Annotated in this window: 17 protein-coding genes; 9 read left to right on the plus strand and 8 right to left on the minus strand. The window is 73.7% G+C overall.

Annotated features, from left to right (window positions below; all coding sequences use genetic code 11):
• Positions 1–7: 7 nt before the first annotated feature.
• Positions 8–1,357, minus strand: coding sequence for an acyltransferase (locus ACWGJO_RS17205; protein WP_452184603.1), 1,350 nt, complete (start codon positions 1,355–1,357; stop codon positions 8–10).
• Between the two features lie 429 nt (positions 1,358–1,786).
• Here ACWGJO_RS17205 and ACWGJO_RS17210 point away from each other — a divergent pair, with 429 nt between their 5' ends.
• The gene (locus ACWGJO_RS17210; protein WP_452184605.1) at positions 1,787–2,161 is read left to right on the plus strand and encodes a DUF1304 domain-containing protein; all 375 of its coding nucleotides are present in this window, start codon (positions 1,787–1,789) and stop codon (positions 2,159–2,161) included.
• Between the two features lie 76 nt (positions 2,162–2,237).
• Positions 2,238–2,744 (plus strand): hypothetical protein, encoded by a 507-nt coding sequence (locus ACWGJO_RS17215; protein WP_452184607.1) that lies wholly within the window; start codon positions 2,238–2,240, stop codon positions 2,742–2,744.
• Positions 2,745–2,867: 123 nt separating this feature from the next.
• Here ACWGJO_RS17215 and ACWGJO_RS17220 read toward each other — a convergent pair whose 3' ends face one another.
• Together ACWGJO_RS17220 and ACWGJO_RS17225 are read right to left on the minus strand one after the other, a co-directional pair.
• Positions 2,868–4,208, minus strand: a complete 1,341-nt coding sequence (locus ACWGJO_RS17220) for a streptophobe family protein (protein ID WP_452184609.1) — start codon at positions 4,206–4,208, stop codon at positions 2,868–2,870.
• A 358-nt stretch (positions 4,209–4,566) separates the two neighbouring features.
• Positions 4,567–5,010 carry a winged helix-turn-helix transcriptional regulator gene (locus ACWGJO_RS17225; protein ID WP_387687474.1) on the minus strand — a complete coding sequence of 148 codons (444 nt, stop codon included), beginning with the start codon at positions 5,008–5,010 and terminating at the stop codon, positions 4,567–4,569.
• Between the two features lie 142 nt (positions 5,011–5,152).
• Between ACWGJO_RS17225 and ACWGJO_RS17230 the strand changes: the two genes are divergently transcribed.
• Positions 5,153–6,403, plus strand: a complete 1,251-nt coding sequence (locus ACWGJO_RS17230; protein ID WP_452184611.1) for an MFS transporter — start codon at positions 5,153–5,155, stop codon at positions 6,401–6,403.
• Between the two features lie 22 nt (positions 6,404–6,425).
• Here the strand turns inward: ACWGJO_RS17230 and ACWGJO_RS17235 are convergent, their stop codons facing one another.
• Positions 6,426–6,857, minus strand: coding sequence for a DUF4259 domain-containing protein (locus tag ACWGJO_RS17235; RefSeq protein ID WP_452184612.1), 432 nt, complete (start codon positions 6,855–6,857; stop codon positions 6,426–6,428).
• Between the two features lie 121 nt (positions 6,858–6,978).
• Here ACWGJO_RS17235 and ACWGJO_RS17240 point away from each other — a divergent pair, with 121 nt between their 5' ends.
• Together ACWGJO_RS17240 and ACWGJO_RS17245 are read left to right on the plus strand one after the other, a co-directional pair.
• A complete protein-coding gene (locus tag ACWGJO_RS17240; RefSeq protein ID WP_452184614.1) occupies positions 6,979–7,812 on the plus strand; it encodes a nucleotidyltransferase domain-containing protein in 834 nt (277 codons plus the stop codon).
• Positions 7,813–8,173: 361 nt separating this feature from the next.
• Positions 8,174–8,788: a hypothetical protein gene (locus ACWGJO_RS17245; protein ID WP_452184616.1), complete on the plus strand. Its 615-nt coding sequence runs from the start codon at positions 8,174–8,176 to the stop codon at positions 8,786–8,788.
• Here the strand turns inward: ACWGJO_RS17245 and ACWGJO_RS17250 are convergent.
• A complete protein-coding gene (locus ACWGJO_RS17250; RefSeq protein WP_359907273.1) occupies positions 8,757–9,368 on the minus strand; it encodes a LysE/ArgO family amino acid transporter in 612 nt (203 codons plus the stop codon). The genes ACWGJO_RS17245 and ACWGJO_RS17250 overlap by 32 nt on opposite strands.
• Before the next feature lie 67 nt (positions 9,369–9,435).
• Between ACWGJO_RS17250 and ACWGJO_RS17255 the strand changes: the two genes are divergently transcribed.
• Positions 9,436–10,347, plus strand: a complete 912-nt coding sequence (locus tag ACWGJO_RS17255) for a LysR family transcriptional regulator ArgP (protein ID WP_452184618.1) — start codon at positions 9,436–9,438, stop codon at positions 10,345–10,347.
• A 344-nt stretch (positions 10,348–10,691) separates the two neighbouring features.
• Here ACWGJO_RS17255 and ACWGJO_RS17260 read toward each other — a convergent pair whose 3' ends face one another.
• Positions 10,692–11,111: a RidA family protein gene (locus ACWGJO_RS17260; protein ID WP_387687457.1), complete on the minus strand. Its 420-nt coding sequence runs from the start codon at positions 11,109–11,111 to the stop codon at positions 10,692–10,694.
• A 44-nt stretch (positions 11,112–11,155) separates the two neighbouring features.
• Positions 11,156–11,662 (minus strand): cupin domain-containing protein, encoded by a 507-nt coding sequence (locus ACWGJO_RS17265; protein ID WP_063352400.1) that lies wholly within the window; start codon positions 11,660–11,662, stop codon positions 11,156–11,158.
• A gap of 85 nt (positions 11,663–11,747) precedes the next feature.
• On the opposite strand from ACWGJO_RS17265, the gene ACWGJO_RS17270 reads away from it, so the two are divergent.
• Positions 11,748–12,251, plus strand: a complete 504-nt coding sequence (locus ACWGJO_RS17270) for a MarR family winged helix-turn-helix transcriptional regulator (protein ID WP_452184620.1) — start codon at positions 11,748–11,750, stop codon at positions 12,249–12,251.
• A gap of 680 nt (positions 12,252–12,931) precedes the next feature.
• Positions 12,932–13,180: a hypothetical protein gene (locus ACWGJO_RS17275; RefSeq protein ID WP_452184622.1), complete on the plus strand. Its 249-nt coding sequence runs from the start codon at positions 12,932–12,934 to the stop codon at positions 13,178–13,180.
• A gap of 124 nt (positions 13,181–13,304) precedes the next feature.
• Here the strand turns inward: ACWGJO_RS17275 and ACWGJO_RS17280 are convergent, their stop codons facing one another.
• On the minus strand, positions 13,305–14,852 hold the full coding sequence (locus tag ACWGJO_RS17280; RefSeq protein WP_452184684.1) for an MFS transporter: 1,548 nt from the start codon (positions 14,850–14,852) through the stop codon (positions 13,305–13,307).
• A gap of 204 nt (positions 14,853–15,056) precedes the next feature.
• On the opposite strand from ACWGJO_RS17280, the gene ACWGJO_RS17285 reads away from it, so the two are divergent.
• On the plus strand, positions 15,057–16,049 hold the full coding sequence (locus ACWGJO_RS17285; RefSeq protein ID WP_452184624.1) for an Lrp/AsnC family transcriptional regulator: 993 nt from the start codon (positions 15,057–15,059) through the stop codon (positions 16,047–16,049).
• The last annotated feature ends 318 nt before the right edge of the window (positions 16,050–16,367 follow it).

Below are 16,367 nucleotides of genomic sequence, written 5' to 3' on the forward strand. Positions count from 1 at the left end.
GGATCACCTAGATCACCTTGGGCAGGACGGCCGCCGACGCGGGCGGCCGATCCTCCGCCCGCCGGTAGCGGTGCAACGCCGCCCGGCCCTCCGCCCCGCGTACCCGGGCGGCGAGCCGGGCCGGCAGCACCACGGTGGCCAGCCGGCCCTCGCCGCGGAACCCCTCCACCGTCCAGCAGACCCAGGGAATCGGATAGTTGGCGGCCGGACTGAAGAGCACCGGGCGCCTCCCCTGGAAGCCCACCGCATAGGCGCCGAAGCCGCTCCAGTTGGAGAAGCTGAACCGGCGTGCCGCCGGGTCGAAGCCCAGCGGCACGCAGTCGCGCAGCCGCGCGCGGCCGAGGGTCGCCAGGAACCACAGGTTGGCGCGGAGGTTGAGGTGCGCGGCGGGGAACTCCTCCAGCGCCGTGCGCAGCGCGCCCGCCAGCACCGCAGGCCCGTCCTCGGGACGGTGCGGCAGATGGACCTCGCTCAGCAGGTTGCCCATCAGCGCGGGCGACAGACCCAGCCAGCGGCGCACGTTGACCGGCACCGTCAGCATCCGTTCGGCCTCGTCCCCGTCCAGCTCCCGCAGGGTGCTCAGGAGGTGGGCGCAGAGCACGTCCCCGGAGGAGAGCCGGCGCCCGGCCGCCGCACCGAACTTCTCGCACATCCGGGCCAGTTCGGCATCGGTGAAGGCGATCTGGACGAGCCGGTTGGCGCGCGGCCCGGCCGCCACCTCGCGGGCCAGCAGCTCCGCCTCCTCCGCCGAGGGCAGCCGGAAGCCGGGCCGGCCGCAGTCCTCGACGGGGAGCACATCGGCCAGCAACTCGTCCTGGTCGTCGACGAGTTCGGCCTCGGGCAGCGGCTCCCCCTCGACCGCCGCGGACCAGGCCCGCAGCAGCAGCATGAAGCTGTGCAGGTCACCGATCGCGTGGTGCCAGGAGCAGCCGAGCACCGTGCCGCCGTCGGCCGTGCGGGTCACCCGTACGGTGAGCAGCGGGACGCCACCGTCGCGCGCGGCGCGGGCGTCCAGCGGGGCGACCAGTTCGGAGCCGGGCGCCGTCACCCGGCCCATCGCCTCGGCGAGCGTGCCCTCCACGGTGTAGACCTCGAACGGCACGCCGGTGTCGTCGCAGACCACTTCCAGGACGCCCTCGACGGTGCGCAGGCGTCCGGCGAAGACCGGCACCCGCTCCAGCGCACGGGCCAGCCCGGCGGCGAGCCGGTCGTCGTCCAGCGGGTGCTCGAAGCAGAGCGCGACCGAGACGGCGAGGTCGGCGAGCATGGTGTCCATCAGGCCGCAGCGCAGCACCCGGCCGGTGGCCCGCCCGGCCCGGACGGTCCTGGATCTTCGCAACTGCGGCCAGATGCTCATGGGTTCCGTTCCGAAGCACTCGACGACTTCCGGCGACGCGCGATGCGTTCCGGCGGCGCGCGATCCGCGGGCACGCCGAACGATAGTGGTGCACGGAGGCAGTGGTCCAGTCCAATCCCGCACTCCGGAAGGGCTCTTCGACCGCCGCGGCGACCGCACCGGCGATAGAATGCGCACCATGGGAAAGCGCCCCGGCGCACCCGCCGCGCCGCCCCTCGCACGGGTCACCGGCACCGGATCGCCCCCGATCGGACCGGCCCGGGCCCACCTCGACGACCCGCCGCCGACGCTGCGCGGGCAACGGCCCGCCCGCGGTGCCGCGGCCGCCCGTCCGGGTCGATCCGGCCGCTCCGGCCGCCCGGCGTCACCGTCCAGCCACCGTCACCGCCCACCCGCCTCCGCCGCTCCGCCAGGAGGGAGCCGTCCGCCATGAACGCCGTGAGCCAGGTCTTCGCCGTGGTCGCCGCGGCGATCCACCTGATCGTGTGGCCGCTGGAGAGCTTCCTGTACGGACACCCACGGGTGCGCCGCGTACTGACCGGCAGCACGGCGGACGCCCCGGAGGTCCGGCTCTGGCGCGTCAACGTGGGCTTCTACAACCTGTTCCTGGCACTCGGCCTGGTCGCCGGACTGGTCCTGCTGCACGCCGGGCACCCGGGGGCCGGGCGACCGGTGGTGCTCTACGTCGCCGCGTTCATGGTCGCGGGCGGGATCACCCTGTTCACCTCGGAACCAAAGCTGTGGCGCGGCGCACTCGGTCAGGCCGTCCCCGCGGCCATCATCCTTCTGGCCGATGCTTTCTGACGCCTCGCCAGCAGTTTCGAGGCCCTCCGGACGGGCTACGATCCGCCTACCCCGCGACGGTCGCGGAGGCTGGGGGGTGGCAGCAGTGGTCAGGATCCCGATCAGCGACCGGTACGTCGTCAGCCTCGGCTGCCGGGTGAGCGTCGAGCACCAGTCCGCCGTGACGAAGGTCAACTGGAGCATCGCGCACCTGCCGGAGGGCGGCTCGCCCCGGCCCACCGGCGGCGGCCGGGAGATCGGCGTCATCTGCCCGCGCTGCCGGCGCTCCTTCTCCGTCCGGGTGGAGACCGCCACCAGGGCGCGGGTCAAGCGGCGGGTCCACCAGGCGCTGGGCTGGCTGCTGGTGCTCTCGCTGCTGGTCACCGTCCCCCTGCTGATCCAGCTGGGCGGCCAAACCGTCGAGGAGGGCGACGACCAGGCGGTCGACAACATCGGCATGCTCTTCGCCCTGGCCGCCGCGGGCGTGATCGTCGGCCCCTCGCTGCTGTTCAGCGCGAGCGTGCACGACGGCATCAAGAAGCTGCGGCTGATCCGGACCGACGGGCGGAAGACCATGTGGGTGCAGGGCCACCGGCTGTTCTGAGCCGGTCCACGTGGCCCCTCACCCCGCGCCCCCTCGCCTCACTCTGCGCCCCTCACCTCACCCTGCGCCCCCTCGCCACCGAGATAGCCGCCCCTCGCTTTCGCGCTCCTCGCCCGGCGCCCGTCACGGCGGATCCGCCGGCAGCTCGCCGCGGTGTCGCACCCGGGTGGCGAGCAGGGCGCCGAGCGCACCGGTCAGCAGACCCCAGCCCGCCGCGAGCGGCACCGCCGTCCACAGCACCGGGCGCAGGGTGAGGCTGCCGCCGCCCAGCGCGGCCAGCGGGTTGTCGGCGCCGAGCACGGCGCCCAGCAGGTCACCCAGACCGCCCTGGCCGAGGCCGACGCCGAGCACGGAGAGCCCGTAGGCGGCGTCCACCCGGCTCCACAGACCCACCAGCAGCATGGTGACGGCGGTAGCGAGCGCGAACCGGACCGCGTGCTGTCGGAGCCGGACGGTGCGCGGCGCGCGGCGGGCCGCCAGGAAGGCGGCCGCGAGCAGCAGGACGGCGGCCAGCGGCAGCAGCCACCAGCTGGCGGCACCCTGCTCGGCGAGGGTGCCGAGGTCGACGGTCGCCTGCCCGCCTTCGGGGGCGCGCAGCACGGCACTGAGTGCCTTGGGGACGGGCAGGCCGAGCGTACCGACCAGTCGGCCGTGCCACTCGGCCCCGAGTCCCAGGCCGAAGGCCGGCCAGGCCAGGTTCGGCAGCGCGAGCAGCACCACGGCCAGGGTCTGTCGGGCGTCGCCGTGCACGATCGCGGTCAGCACCCCGGCCACCGCACCGATCGCCAGGTACGCCAGCAGGACCATCCAGAGCGCCGAGGCGGCCGGGCGGACGGCGAGTTGGTGGCGCACCAGCGCGGGCGGCAGCGGGGCCCGCCGGGACACCGCGAAGGTGAGCGCGAGCACCAGCAGCAGCCAGGCCAGCCCGATGCCGACGGTGGTCGGGCCGTCCGCGTGGAAGCCGACCTCCGGGGTCAGCCCGAGCGCTCCGCCGATCGACTCCGCCAGGTCACCGCCGAGCGGGACGACGAAGCTGTGCCGGGCGCCGAGGGTCAGCAGCACCAGGGCGAGTGCCCAGAGCAGCACCGTCCGGCCGATCCGCCCGAGCAGTTCACCGCCGCTCGCGACCGCACGGAAGCGCAGCCCACGCAGGAACACCTCGGCCATCGCGACCGCTCCGGCCACCGAGACACCCAGCGGCATCGCGCTGATCCCGGCCCCGACGGCCGCGAAGTCTCCCGCGCCGCCGTCGAGTCGGACGGTTCCCCCGACCGCGAGCGCGAGCGTCGCGGCCAGCACGGCGGGGAAGCCGCCGTCCGGGAGGTCGTCGGCGCCGGCCAGCCAGAGGCCGAGCGCGGCCACCGCAGCCATCGCGACGAGTCCGGCCAGCACGACGGCGAGCGCCTCCAGCCAGCCGCGGACGGCGCCGGGCGGGCCCGCGACCCGGGTGGTGGGCTGCTGCATGCCGCCTCCTCGTCGCTCGCGGGCCACTCCGGGGCCCGGGGCCGGCCTGGGCTCGATCGGCCCGATCGAACTCCCGGCCGGCGCCCGGCCGACGCCCGGTGAGGTTTCCAGGGTGACCGACGACCGGCGGACACGCTCGGCGACGACCCGCACACCTGCTGTCGCGACGGACGGGACGGCGGGCGTGGCGCACGGGACGGCGGGCGTGGCGCACGGGGCAGCGGGAGCGGCCGGAAGCCGACGACAGGGCTCGCCGAGCCGAACGCGCCAGGCCCGGCCGTCCGCGAAACGGCGGCCGACCCGGCGCCCGCCCGCTCCCCTCCTCCGGCTGCCGCCCGCCCGGTGGCGGCGGCGCACGTCAGGGCAGCAGCACCCTTGTGTCCTCGGGGCCCAGCACCCGGCCGTCCGCCGCGTGCACCTCGACCGGCGCGACGGGCGCGCCGGAATCACGGTCCACCAGTCGCGCCCGGGGCTCGCCCTGCTCGAAGAACCACTGGTCACCCCACTGGCGCAGCGCCGTGATCACCGGGAACAGCGCGCGACCCTTTTCCGTGAGCACGTACTCCTGGTACGGGCTGCCGTCGGCGGCCGGCGCGAGGTCGAACACGCCGTTGGCGACCAGGTTGGCCAGGCGGGTCGACAGGATGTTCTTGGCCAGGCCGAGGTTCCGCTGGAACTGCCCGAAGCGGCTCAGCCCGTCGAAGGCGTCACGGACGATCAGCAGCGTCCAGCCGTCGCCGACGACGTCGAGCGGACGAGCGACCGGGCAGGCCGATTCCTCGTGCGTGGTGCGTTTCGGCACTTCTCCCACCTCTCAGCCCTCAGCCCTCACCGGTCGGCGCCCAGCCTACCGACCAGGGCGTGGTTGCTTATTAAAACCAGGCTATGCCATGGTGTCGCGGTAGCACTTTGAAACCACCGTGCCCTTCGAGGGAGCCCCGCCCATGACCTCTCCCGCCCGCACAACCGCCTCCGCCCCGGCCGACACGGCTGTCACGGCCGACACGCCAGGCATCCCCGGCGGAGCCCCGTCGCGCGGCCTGTCACCGGCCGTCGCCTGGCTGCTCTCCGTCGCCTGCGGCCTCGCCGTGGCCAACGTCTACTACTCGCAGCCACTGCTCGACCTGATCGCCCGGGACTACGGCATCGACCCGGCGACCATCGGCCTGGTCGGCACCCTCACCCAGACGGGCTACGCCCTGGGCCTGCTGCTGCTCGTGCCGCTCGGCGACCTCGTCAACCGCCGCACCCTGATCACCTCCCAGCTCGGCCTGTCCGTCCTCGCCCTCGTCGCCGTCGCACTCGCCCCCTCCGCTCCGCTGCTGCTCGCCGCGATGGCCGCCGTCGGCGTCCTCGCGGTCGTCGCCCAGGTGGTCGTCGCCCACTCCGCCCAACTCGCCGCCCCGGCCGACCAGGGCCGGGTGGTCGGCACCGTGACCAGCGGCATCGTGATCGGCATCCTGCTCGCCCGAACCGTCGCCGGAACCATCGGCGACCTGGCCGGCTGGCGGGCCGTCTACCTCGTCTCCGCCGTCGCGACCGCCGCCATGGCCCTCGCCGTCGCGGCCGCCGTCCCCTCCGAACGGCACCGCACGGCCGAGCGGATCGGCTACCCGCGCCTGGTCGGCTCGGTGTTCGCGCTCTTCGCCCAGGAGCGCGTGCTCCGCACCCGGGCCGTCCTCGCCCTGCTCGGCTTCACCTCCGTCACCGTGCTGCTCACCCCGATGGTGCTCCCGCTCGCCGCACCGCCGTTCAACCTCAGCCACACCCAGATCGGGCTCTTCGGCCTCGCCGGCGCCGCCGGAGCACTCGGAGCCGGGTACGCCGGCCGTCAGGCCGACCGCGGCCGGGCCGAACGCACCGCCGGAATCGGCCTGGTGGCCATGCTGGTCGGCTGGCTCCCGGCCGCACTGCTGCCGCACTCGGTCTGGTGGCTGGTGCTCGCCATGGTGGTGATCGACTACGGCCTGCAGTCCCTCCACGTCGCCAACCAGCACCTGCTCTACCAGCTCCGCCCCGAGGCGTGGAGCCGCCTGACCGCCGGCTACATGCTGCTCTACTCCGCCGGGTGCGGCGCGGGCGCGATCCTGTCCACCGTCGTCTACGACCACGGCGGCTGGACGGCCGTCTGCCTGCTCGGCGCCGCCACCAGCCTCACCGCGCTCGGCTACTGGTGGACGGCGGCCCGCACGTGACGGCCGATCGCCCCGGGCCCGCTCAGCTCCCGGCCACCGGCGCGGCCGACGACGCCGCAGCCAGGACCGCCCGCAGCTCCCTGATGCCCTCGCGCCAGGCCGGACCGCTCTCCGTCTCGTCCCACAGTTCCGCGAGCTCCGACTCTGCCGCCAGCACCCGGTCGAGCGCCGCCACCGCGAGCGGGCGCAGCTCGGCGGCGAGCGGCGGTATCGGCTCCTTCGGCCCGTAGGCCGTGGTCACCGCCGCCCCGCCCGGGCACTGCGCCGCCACCAGCGCGGCGGCGGCGACCGCCTCCACCGCCTCGTCGGAATCCAGGAACTCCTCCGCCCCGACGGCGCACAGCAGCGCGGACCGGAGCAGCGCCTCGCGCTCGCCCGGCGCCGCGTCGTCCAGACCGCCGCCGAAATCCGCCGCCGAGTCGTTGTCGAAGTGCCCGATGTCCCAGGTGCCCATGCCGATCCCCTCACGCCTCTCGTGTTCGTGTGCGTCGCATGCTTGCACGCCCCACTGACAATCCGCCGGGCCGCCGGATAATCGCTGGTCACCACGGGTGGGGGCGGGGCATGGTACCCCCATGACCACCACTCAGGGACTGGACCGGGACGGCTGCATCGCACGGGAGGGCTCGCTGGACCGCGTGCCGCCCGCGTTCGCGCCGGTGGTCGCCGCCGCCCGCGAGCGGATCGCCGCGGCCTTCGGCCCCGACCGGCTGCACAGCGCCTACCTCTACGGCAGCGTCCCGCGCGGCACCGCGACCCCCGGCGTCTCCGACCTCGACCTGCTGCTCGCCCTGCACCACGAGCCCACCGCCGCGGACCGGGCCGGGGCGGACGCCCTCGAAGCCGCGCTCGACGGAGAGTTCGCGCAGGTGGACGGGGTCGGCGTGGTGCTCGCCGGCACGGACACCCTGCTGAGCGAGCTCGAACGCCACGATCTCGGCTGGTTCGTCGCCTGTCTCTGCACCCCGCTGCTCGGCGAGGACCTCGCCGCCCGGCTCCCCCGCTACCGCCCCACCCCGCTGCTCGCCCGGGAGACCAACGGCGACCTCGCCCTGTTCCTGCCGCGCTGGCGCGAACGCCTGGCCGCCGCCGACACCGACCCCGCCGCCGACCCCGAGGCCGAACTGCGCCGCCTCGCCCGCGCCGTCTCCCGCCATCTCGTCCGCACCTGCCTCACCCTGGTCATGCCCCGCTGGGGCGGCTGGACCAGCGACCTCGCCGCCTCCGCCGAGGTCTTCGCCGGCTACTACCCCGAGCGGGCCGCCCAGGCGCGCCTGGCCGTCACCGTCGCCCGCACCGCCGCCACCACCGCCGACCGGGCCGCCCTCACCGTGCTCGTCGACGACTTCGGCCCCTGGCTCGCCGCCGAGTACGCCGCCGTCCACGGCGTGAAGGCGCCCCGCCCCTGACGGCGCCGGAACTCAACCGGGCCTGCCGCCTGCCCCTCGGCTCCGGGCAGGCCCCCTCGACGGCTACGCCCAGGTGTCGAGCATCTCGTTCAGCGCTGCCTTCTCGGCCTCGGTGACACTCAGGCACTGACCCTTCGCCGGGGAGGTGCCACACCCGGTCGCACCGCTGATCGCCCGACGTGCGCGCGAGCTTCCAGAGCGCCTACGACGAGGGCCTGCCCGCCGTGCGCTACCTCATGCGCGAACGCGAACTCCTGCGTGAGCACTTCTCTCCCCCCGCGGCGTGGAGCAGCTGGCCGGCCTGCACCACCAGACCGACCAGCTGTAGCCAGGACGCGCAGAACCGAACGACGGAGGGCCAATGCTGGATCACCTCATCACCCACGACGACAACCTGCGGATGGTCCCCACCGACCGCGACGAGCTGACCAGCGCGGTCGGCCGGCTCCACGAGGAACTGCGGGCCCTGCCCGAGGAGACCGACCCCGCTCGTGTCCGCCTCCTGACCAGGTGGATCGGCATCGGCCAGATGTGCCTGGGCGACCACGAGGAAGCCCGGACGAGCCTCCGGCAGTCGCTCGACCTTGCCGCAATGATGGGCAACACCCGGGCGGTCGTCGCCACCGGACTCAACCTCGCCGACGCGCACCGCTACGCCGGCGACGTGCAGACCGCGGACGCGCTCTACCGCAGCGCGCTGACCAGCACACGAAGCCGGCACCCGGAACTCCTGGACTTCGCGCTCCAGCACATCGGCAAGCACCTGATGGAGCGCGGCGACCTCGCGGATGCCCGGACGCATCTGCAAGAAGCCATGCGGCTGCGGATCACCAAGGGGGACCGCGAGCTGATCGATTCCACGCAGGCCGCACTCGACAGGGTTGAGCTGCTGGTCAGGGCCGGGTACATCGCCCCGCACGCGCAGGGCTCCGGATTCGAACCGGTCAGGCGCCCGCGGCCAGGGACAGGCCGGTGAACAGCATCGTCGTTGCGACCAGGGCGTCCAGGACGCGCCAGGACGAGGGGCGGCGGAAGAATCCGGTGAGCAGGCGGGCGCCGAACCCCAGCGCGGCGAACCAGCACAGGCTGGCCAGCGCGGCGCCGAGCGCGAACTGCCAGCGCAGCGTGCCGTGGGTGGCCGCGATGGCGCCGAGCAGGAGCACCGTGTCGAGGTAGACGTGGGGGTTGAGCCAGGTCATCGCGAGGCAGCTGAGTACCGCACGGCGGCCGGAGTGGACCGTTGGTCCGCCGCCTTCCAGGCTGGAGGCTCGGAAGACGCGGCGCGCGGCGATCACGGCGTAGCAGAGGAGGAAGGCCGCGCCGATCGCGCGCACCGCCGTCAGTGCCGTCGGCCATGCCGTGATCAGTGCACCGAGCCCGCCCACGCCGCAGGCGATGAGTGCCGCGTCGGAGGCCGCGCAGATCGCGACCACCGGCACGACGGCTTCTCGGCGGACGCCCTGGCGTAGGACGAAGGCGTTCTGCGCCCCGATGGCGACGATGAGTGACAGGCCGGCCCCGAAGCCGGCGGCGGTGGCGGTGAGCGTGCTTCCCATGGCCGCAACGGTAGGCAGGCGGCGCGACACAAGGCCAGCTAAAGATTTTTACGTATCCTTAGCAACCATGAAGGCTGAGCTGCCCCACGACCTGGTCCGGACCCTGCTCGCGGTGGTCGACGAGGGCACCTTCGACGCCGCCGCGGCGGCCCTGCACGTGACGCCTTCGGCGGTGAGCCAGCGGATCAAGGCGCTGGAGCAGCACACCGGGCGGGTACTGCTGACCCGTTCCCGGCCGGTGAGGCCGACCGATTCCGGGCAGGTCGTGGTGCGCTACGCCCGTCAGCTCGCCCGCCTGGAAGGGGACGCGCGCGAGGCGCTCGGGATGCCCGGGGGCGAAGAGGGTGCCGGGCCGTCGGGCCCCTCCTGGCTTCCGATCGCGGTCAACGCGGACTCGCTGGCGAGCTGGTTCGTGCCCGCACTGGCCTCCCTCGCGCAGGACGCTCGGATCCACGTCGACCTGCGCCGCGAGGACGAGGCGCACACGACCACCCTGCTGCGCGCGGGCGAGGTGATGGCGGCGGTCACCTCCTCACCGCAGCCGGTGGCCGGCTGCTCGGTGCGGCGGCTCGGGGCGATGGTCTACCTCCCGGTGGCCACGCCACAGTTCGCCGCCCGCTGGCTCGACGGCGACGCGGCCCTGCTGCTTCCGGACGCCCCAGTGGTCTGCTTTGACCGCCGTGACGAGCTGCAGGACATTTTCGCCCGCGAACTGACGGGTGGTCGGGGAGCGAGCCGCCGGCGGCACTACGTCCCGTCCAGTGAGGGCTTCGCCGATGCCGTGACCGCCGGCCTCGGCTGGGGCCTGGTCCCGCACGGTCAGGCCGAGCCCCGGCTGCGCGGAGGCGCGCTGGTCCAGTTCCTTCCGGGCCGCACCGTCGAGCTTCCGCTCTACTGGCAGCAGTGGCGCCTCGACTCGCCCGCACTGGCAGCTGTCGCCGCGGCGGTGGCGGCGGAAGCGGAGCGCGCCCTGCGCTAGGTGGGCGGGCACAACCGGGACGCCTTCGAGGGATGCCTCACCGACGCCCGCCACCCGCCCCGGCGGCCGGGCCGGGCCGGGCTGCCGATCCTGGCGGGCGGGACCGAGGCCGTCCTCGTCGACGAGCCGGTCCGCGAGCCGACGACCCTGCTCCAGATCCTCGACACGGCCGCCACCGACGAGGGCCCGGTCCTGCGGGTGCCGTTCCTCGGCGACGGCCCCGACACCGTGGAACGACGGCCGTGCGCGGCGACCCGGGCCGTGCGAGCGGTCCGCGCCGGCTCGAACGGCGGCGCTACGGCGAGGGGTCCCACCGACCGGCGGGACCCCTGCGCGCGGGTGGGTCAGCCCGCTGCCCCCGCCGTCGGCCGGACGGCGACCGCGTCGATCTCGAAGAGCATCCCCGGCAGGGCGAGCGAGGCGACCCCGCTGAGCGTCTGCGCGGGCAGCCGGTCGCCCCAGGCCCCGGCCAGGGCCTTGCCGAGGACGGCCAGCTTCTCCGGGTCGTGGTCGACGATGTACGAGCCGAGCCGGACGACGTGCTCGAAGCCGAGACCGACCCCGGCGAGCGCGGTGCGCAGGTTGGCGAGGGCGAGCTCCACCTGCGCGGCGAAGTCGCCGGGCACGACCTGGCCGGTGGCGTCGGAGGCGTACTGGCCGCCGATGAACACCGGTTCGCCGGGCGCGGAGGCGGCGTGGCTGTAGCCGAACGGCGTCGGGTCGTGCAGGCCGGGCGGGTTGGTGATGGTGCGGGTGTCGGTCACGGGGTTCCTCCCCTGTTGTCGGGCCGGGCTCGGTGCCGGACGGTCTACGGCTCGGACCGGGCGGCTTCCTCCCGGGCGTCGCGCCAACTCGGCGACTCCAGGAAGTGGTTGTCGAAGAGGTCCTGCTTGGCGAGCAGTTCCTCGACCGTCGCCTCGCCCGCACGGATGCGCTCCAGCAGGCGGAAGTAGTCGAAGCGCTCCACCCCGGGGGTTATCACGATCAGCAGGTCGGCCCCGGAGTCCGGCGCCGCCGCGAAGGCGTGCGGCAGATGGGGCGGCACCACCACGAGGTCGCCGCTGCGGGCGGTGACCACCTCGTTCCCGACCAGCACCTGGGCGGAGCCGTCGACGACGAAGAACAGCTCCGAGGAGCCCCCGTGGTAGTGCGGAGTGGCGCCGTCCTTGCCGCGCCCCAGCGTGACGCGCAGGGTGCTCAGGGCGCCGCCGGTGGCGCTGGAGTCCGCCAGCAGCCGCCCCTTGCCGCCGAGCATTCCGACGGTCTCGGCTTCGTCGCCCCGCACCACCACGGCTTCCGGTCCGATCAACGTCATTGGCCTCTCCCCACAGCGAGCGCTCCGATAGTTCCATGGCTGATAGTACTACGTCTAACTATCTCCCATCGAATAATATGCCCCCATGGATCACGTGGACGTCATGCTCGACCAGTGGAGCCGGGAGCGCCCCGACCTCGACCTGGCGGCGGTCGGCACCGTCGGCCGCCTCGGCCGCCTCGCGCTGCTCGCGGGCCGGGTCGTCGAAGAGGTGTTCAAGCAACACGGCCTCCAGCGCGGCGAGTTCGACGTCCTCGCCACCCTGCGCCGCTCCGGCGCGCCGTACGAACTGATGCCCTCCGAACTCGCCGCGCTGCTGCTGATGTCACGGGCCGGCATGACCAGCCGGATCGACCGGCTGGAATCGGCGGGCCTGGTGGAACGCAGCACCGACCCGGCGGACCGGCGCAGCGTCCGCATCACCCTCACCACGGCCGGACGCACCCTCGTGGACGCCGCCTTCACCGACCACGCGGCCAACGAGACCGCGCTGCTCTCCGCCCTCTCGGGCGAGGAACGGGCCACCCTGGACGGGCTCCTGCGCAAACTTCTCGCCGACGTCGAGGGCACGGAGAGCCCGGCGCCCTGACGGCCCCGCCCGACACCCCCGCCCGAGGTCCAGCCACCCGCGACCGCTCCGGAACGCCGTCGGCCGCCGTACGCGGGGAACGCGTACGGCGGCCGACACCCGGTGCAGTGTGCCGTCCGTGACGACTACCGCACCTTGACGTACTGCGCTTCCGCCGCGGCCGGGCGGCGATCGGGTGGCCCGGCCAGCGCCTCCCGCCCGGGGCCCTCTCAGACCGGGTGGCCTTTCTGAGTACGGATGCTCAGGAGTCGCGCCGGGTCGCGCGCATACGGTGGCGGTACGACGCACGGCAGGGGGTTGGGGTTGTTCGGCAAGTCGTTGGTGAAGGCGGCTCTGGTGGTGGCGGCGATCATTGTCGCCCTGATCGGGGTGACGTTCGCGTTCCAGATCGCCGCATGGTGGTTCATCGGCGCCGACGACTACGCGTCCAAGCCCGGACCCGAGATCGTCCGCCACACCCCGGAGCAGTTCCACGCGCTCAGCGAGCGAACCGTCCGTGACACGTTGGGGGGCCTGAGCCCTGACCTCGTGCTGAGCGACAGGGGCTGTACCGTCAGCCGGTACGAGCCGCGTCCGGACGGCACACCGAGCAAGCTGTCCACCGTCGACCGTCGGTTCACCGCCCGTACCAGGATCAGCGCGTCCCATCGGCAGGAGCTGCGGGACGGCATCGAGGCCGAGTGGCGGCTGCGCGGCCTCCGGCAGAAACCGTCGGCCTGGACCCCGAGCGCCCCGGACGGGGCCCGGACTACCTCAGCGCCGAAACCTCGGAGGGAATCGCCGTCTGGGTCGCGCTCTCGCCGGAACCGGACCGGACGGTCACCCTCACCATGTCCGTCAGCGGCGGCGACGTCGCGTACGCCCCGGACCGGGCCCGCCCGCTGTCGCCCCTGCGACCGGACATCGAGGACACCTACTGGTCGCACTGAGCCGGGCACAGCCCTCGTCCGCCGGCGGGCGGGCACGTCGGCGACCCGCCGGCCCAAGTTCGGGACACGACGGGCGCCGGAGGAGCCGCTGGTACCAACGCCGTTCAGTTGAACGGCGTTGGTACTAGGCGGACGCGCTGCCCACAGGGACGGGAACGGCGGCGGTCTGCGGAGCCGGGGCCCCGGCGCCAGGACGGCCGGTGGGCACGGCCGGCCGCAGGAGGACGGCGCAGGCGACGGCCGCCAGCAGGGCGAGCGAGGCCGACACGACCAGGCAGAGCTGGAGGCCGTCGAGGAAGGAGCCGCTGAGTGCGTTCAGGGCCGGCTTGGTGGCAGGGCCCAGGTCGAGCCCGGCCACGGCGCCGAGGCCCTGCTCCCGGGCGACGGCGAGGACGTGGCCGCCGGTCTCCGCCGGCAGGCCGGCGTCGGCGAGCCGGCCGGGCAGGGCGTCGAGGGCGCGGGTGGTCAGCAGGGCGCCGAGCACGGCGGGGCCGAGGGCGCCGCCGAGCTGGCGGAAGGCGTTGTTCCCGGCGGCGGCCATGCCGGCCAGGTGGTGCGGTACGGAGGAGACCGCGGAGGCCGTCATCGGGGTGAGGACGGCGCCGATGCCGAGGCCGAGCAGGACCAGGCGCCAGGCGAGCGATCCGTACGAGGTGCCCGCGTCGACGCCGATCAGCGACAGCAGCGCGCCCGCCATCAGCACCAGGCCGGTGGTGATCATGACCCGAGCGGACACCCGGTGCATCAGCCGTCCGACGGGGACGCCCACGACCAGGGACGTCCCGGACACCAGAACCATCCGCAGCCCGGCCTCCCACGTGCTCAGATGCTGCACCAGACCGAAGTACAGGCTCAGGACGAAGAAGAAGCCGATCAGCCCCAGGAAGCTGATCATGGCGACCAGCGACGTGGCGGCGAAGGCGGGACTGCGGAACAGGGCCAGGTCGAGCATCGGGCTGCTGCTGCGACGCTCCACGACGACGAACGCGACCGCGCTCACGGCGCCGATCACCAGGGCCGCCACCACGGAGGGCGTACCGAAGCCGTCGGCGCCGCCCTCGATCACGCCGTAGACGACGGCGGTGACCGTGACGGCCGCGCTGATCTGCCCGGGCCAGTCGAGCCGCCGGCCGTGCGGCGCCCGGGAGTCCGGCAGCAGGAAGGCCGCGACGACCAGCACGACCAGCGACACCGGGATGGGCAGGAGGAAGATCCAACGTACCTCGACGTGCTGCTGCAGCAGCCCGGCGATCAGCGGTCCCAGGGCCAGCGAGGCCAGCATGGACATCGCCCACAGGCCGATGAACCTCCCGCGCTCCCGGTGGTCGGGGACGGCGTGGCTGATCAGGGCCAGCGTGGTGGGCAGCAGGGCCGCCGCACCCAGCCCGGAGGCCGCCTGCCCGACCCACAGCCACTGCACCGAGTCCGCGGTCAGCGAGACGGCCGCGCCCAGTGCGCAGAACAACATGCCCGCCTGGAACACCCGCTTGCGGCCGTGGACGTCGCCCCACACCCCGGTGGTCAGGATCAGCGCGGCCATCGGCAGCACGAACGCATCCGAGACCCAGGACAGTTGGGAGGTCGAGGCGCCCAACGCCCGCTGGAGCGCCGGCAGGCTCACCGACACGGTGGTCACGGGAAGGTAGGCGACGAAGACGCCCAGACAGGCCATGACGAGCGTGACGCCTCGTCCGGCCACGGGGCGCTGCACCGTTGCGGAGTTCACGGGGTGGTTCCTTCGACTGCGGGATGCCGCGCGGGCACCGGTTGCTGGGGCACAGGAAAGCTTCGGCCCCACGGGCGAGGAATCCCCAAGCGATCCCGGCGGACGTACCAGAACCTTCACTCTGGTCCGCCCGTATGTCACGATTCCTCTGTGCCTGACGACCTGGACCGCAAAATCATCCACGGGCTCTACTGCGCCCCCCGGGCCTCGTTCCGCCGCCTCGGCGAGGTCGTGGGGGTGTCCGAACAGACCGTGGCCCGCCGCTACAACGCGCTGCGGCGCGGCGGGATCCTGCGCGTCGTCGGGCTGAGGAGCCCGTCCGCCCACGGGCATGCGGAGTGGATCGCGCGGCTGCGCTGCCGCCCGGAAGCCGTGGGGCCCGTCGCCGACTCCCTCGCCCGCAGGCCCGAGGTCGGCTACGCCAGCATCGCCTCCGGTGGGTCGGAGATCATCTGCACCATCCGCTCGGCCGCCGGCACCGGGCGCGACGACGTCCTGCTGCGGCAGCTCCCGCGCGCCGCCTCGGTCCTCGACATGAGCGTCGACCTCCTCCTCCACACGTTCGGCGCCCCGGACGCGGTCGGCTGGGCCGGCGGGGAACGCTTCCTGACCGACGAACAGGTGCGACAGCTGACGGCGGAGCGCCCTGCGGCCGCCGGGCCGCCGCTCGCCCCGGCCGACGAGGACCTCCCGCTCTTCGAAGCCCTGGCGGAGGACGGCCGCGTCTCCCACACCCGCCTGGCGGAGGTCACCGGCTGGTCCACACCCCGCGTCGCCCGCCGCCTGGAGACCCTGGAGGCCTCCGGCTCCCTCGCCTACGGCATCGACATCCTGCCCGAACGCCTCGGCTACGAGCTCAACGCCGTCCTTTGGCTCCAGGTCGACCTGCCCGGACTCGACCGGATCGGTGAGGAGCTCGGCCGGCACGACGAATGCGCCTTCGTCGCGGCGACCAGCGGCCGGCACAACCTCATGGCCGTCGTCATCTGCCGGGACACCCCCGACTTCTACCGCTACCTCAGCAGCCGCCTGGCCCGCATCGAGGGCATCAGGGGCTACGAGATCAGCATTCGCGTTCGCCGCCTCAAGCAGTCCGTGTCCCTGATCCACCACGGACGGCTGATCCACCCCCCGCTGGGCTGACGCGAGCGCACCACCGAACGGGCCTGGACGCCCAGCCCGATCAGCACATTCTCGTACTGCTTGAGGCGCACACGGTCATGGACATGCGGCATTGAAAATCCTCGCCGGCGACAGCCCGGACTGCGCCGCGAAATGAGCCGGTCATGTCGTCTGCTGGTACGGCGAATCGCGAGGAGGTTGGACATCCCACCCGCCGGCTCAAAGGCACACTTCGTCCGGGCGAACGACCGGCCGCGGACCACCTCCGGGCCCGACACGACGACAGGGCACCCGCTGCGATCAGCGCTTCGCCACGCCGATGTGCCGAACTCCGTTGGC

This window comes from Kitasatospora sp. NPDC054795, from assembly GCF_053611565.1.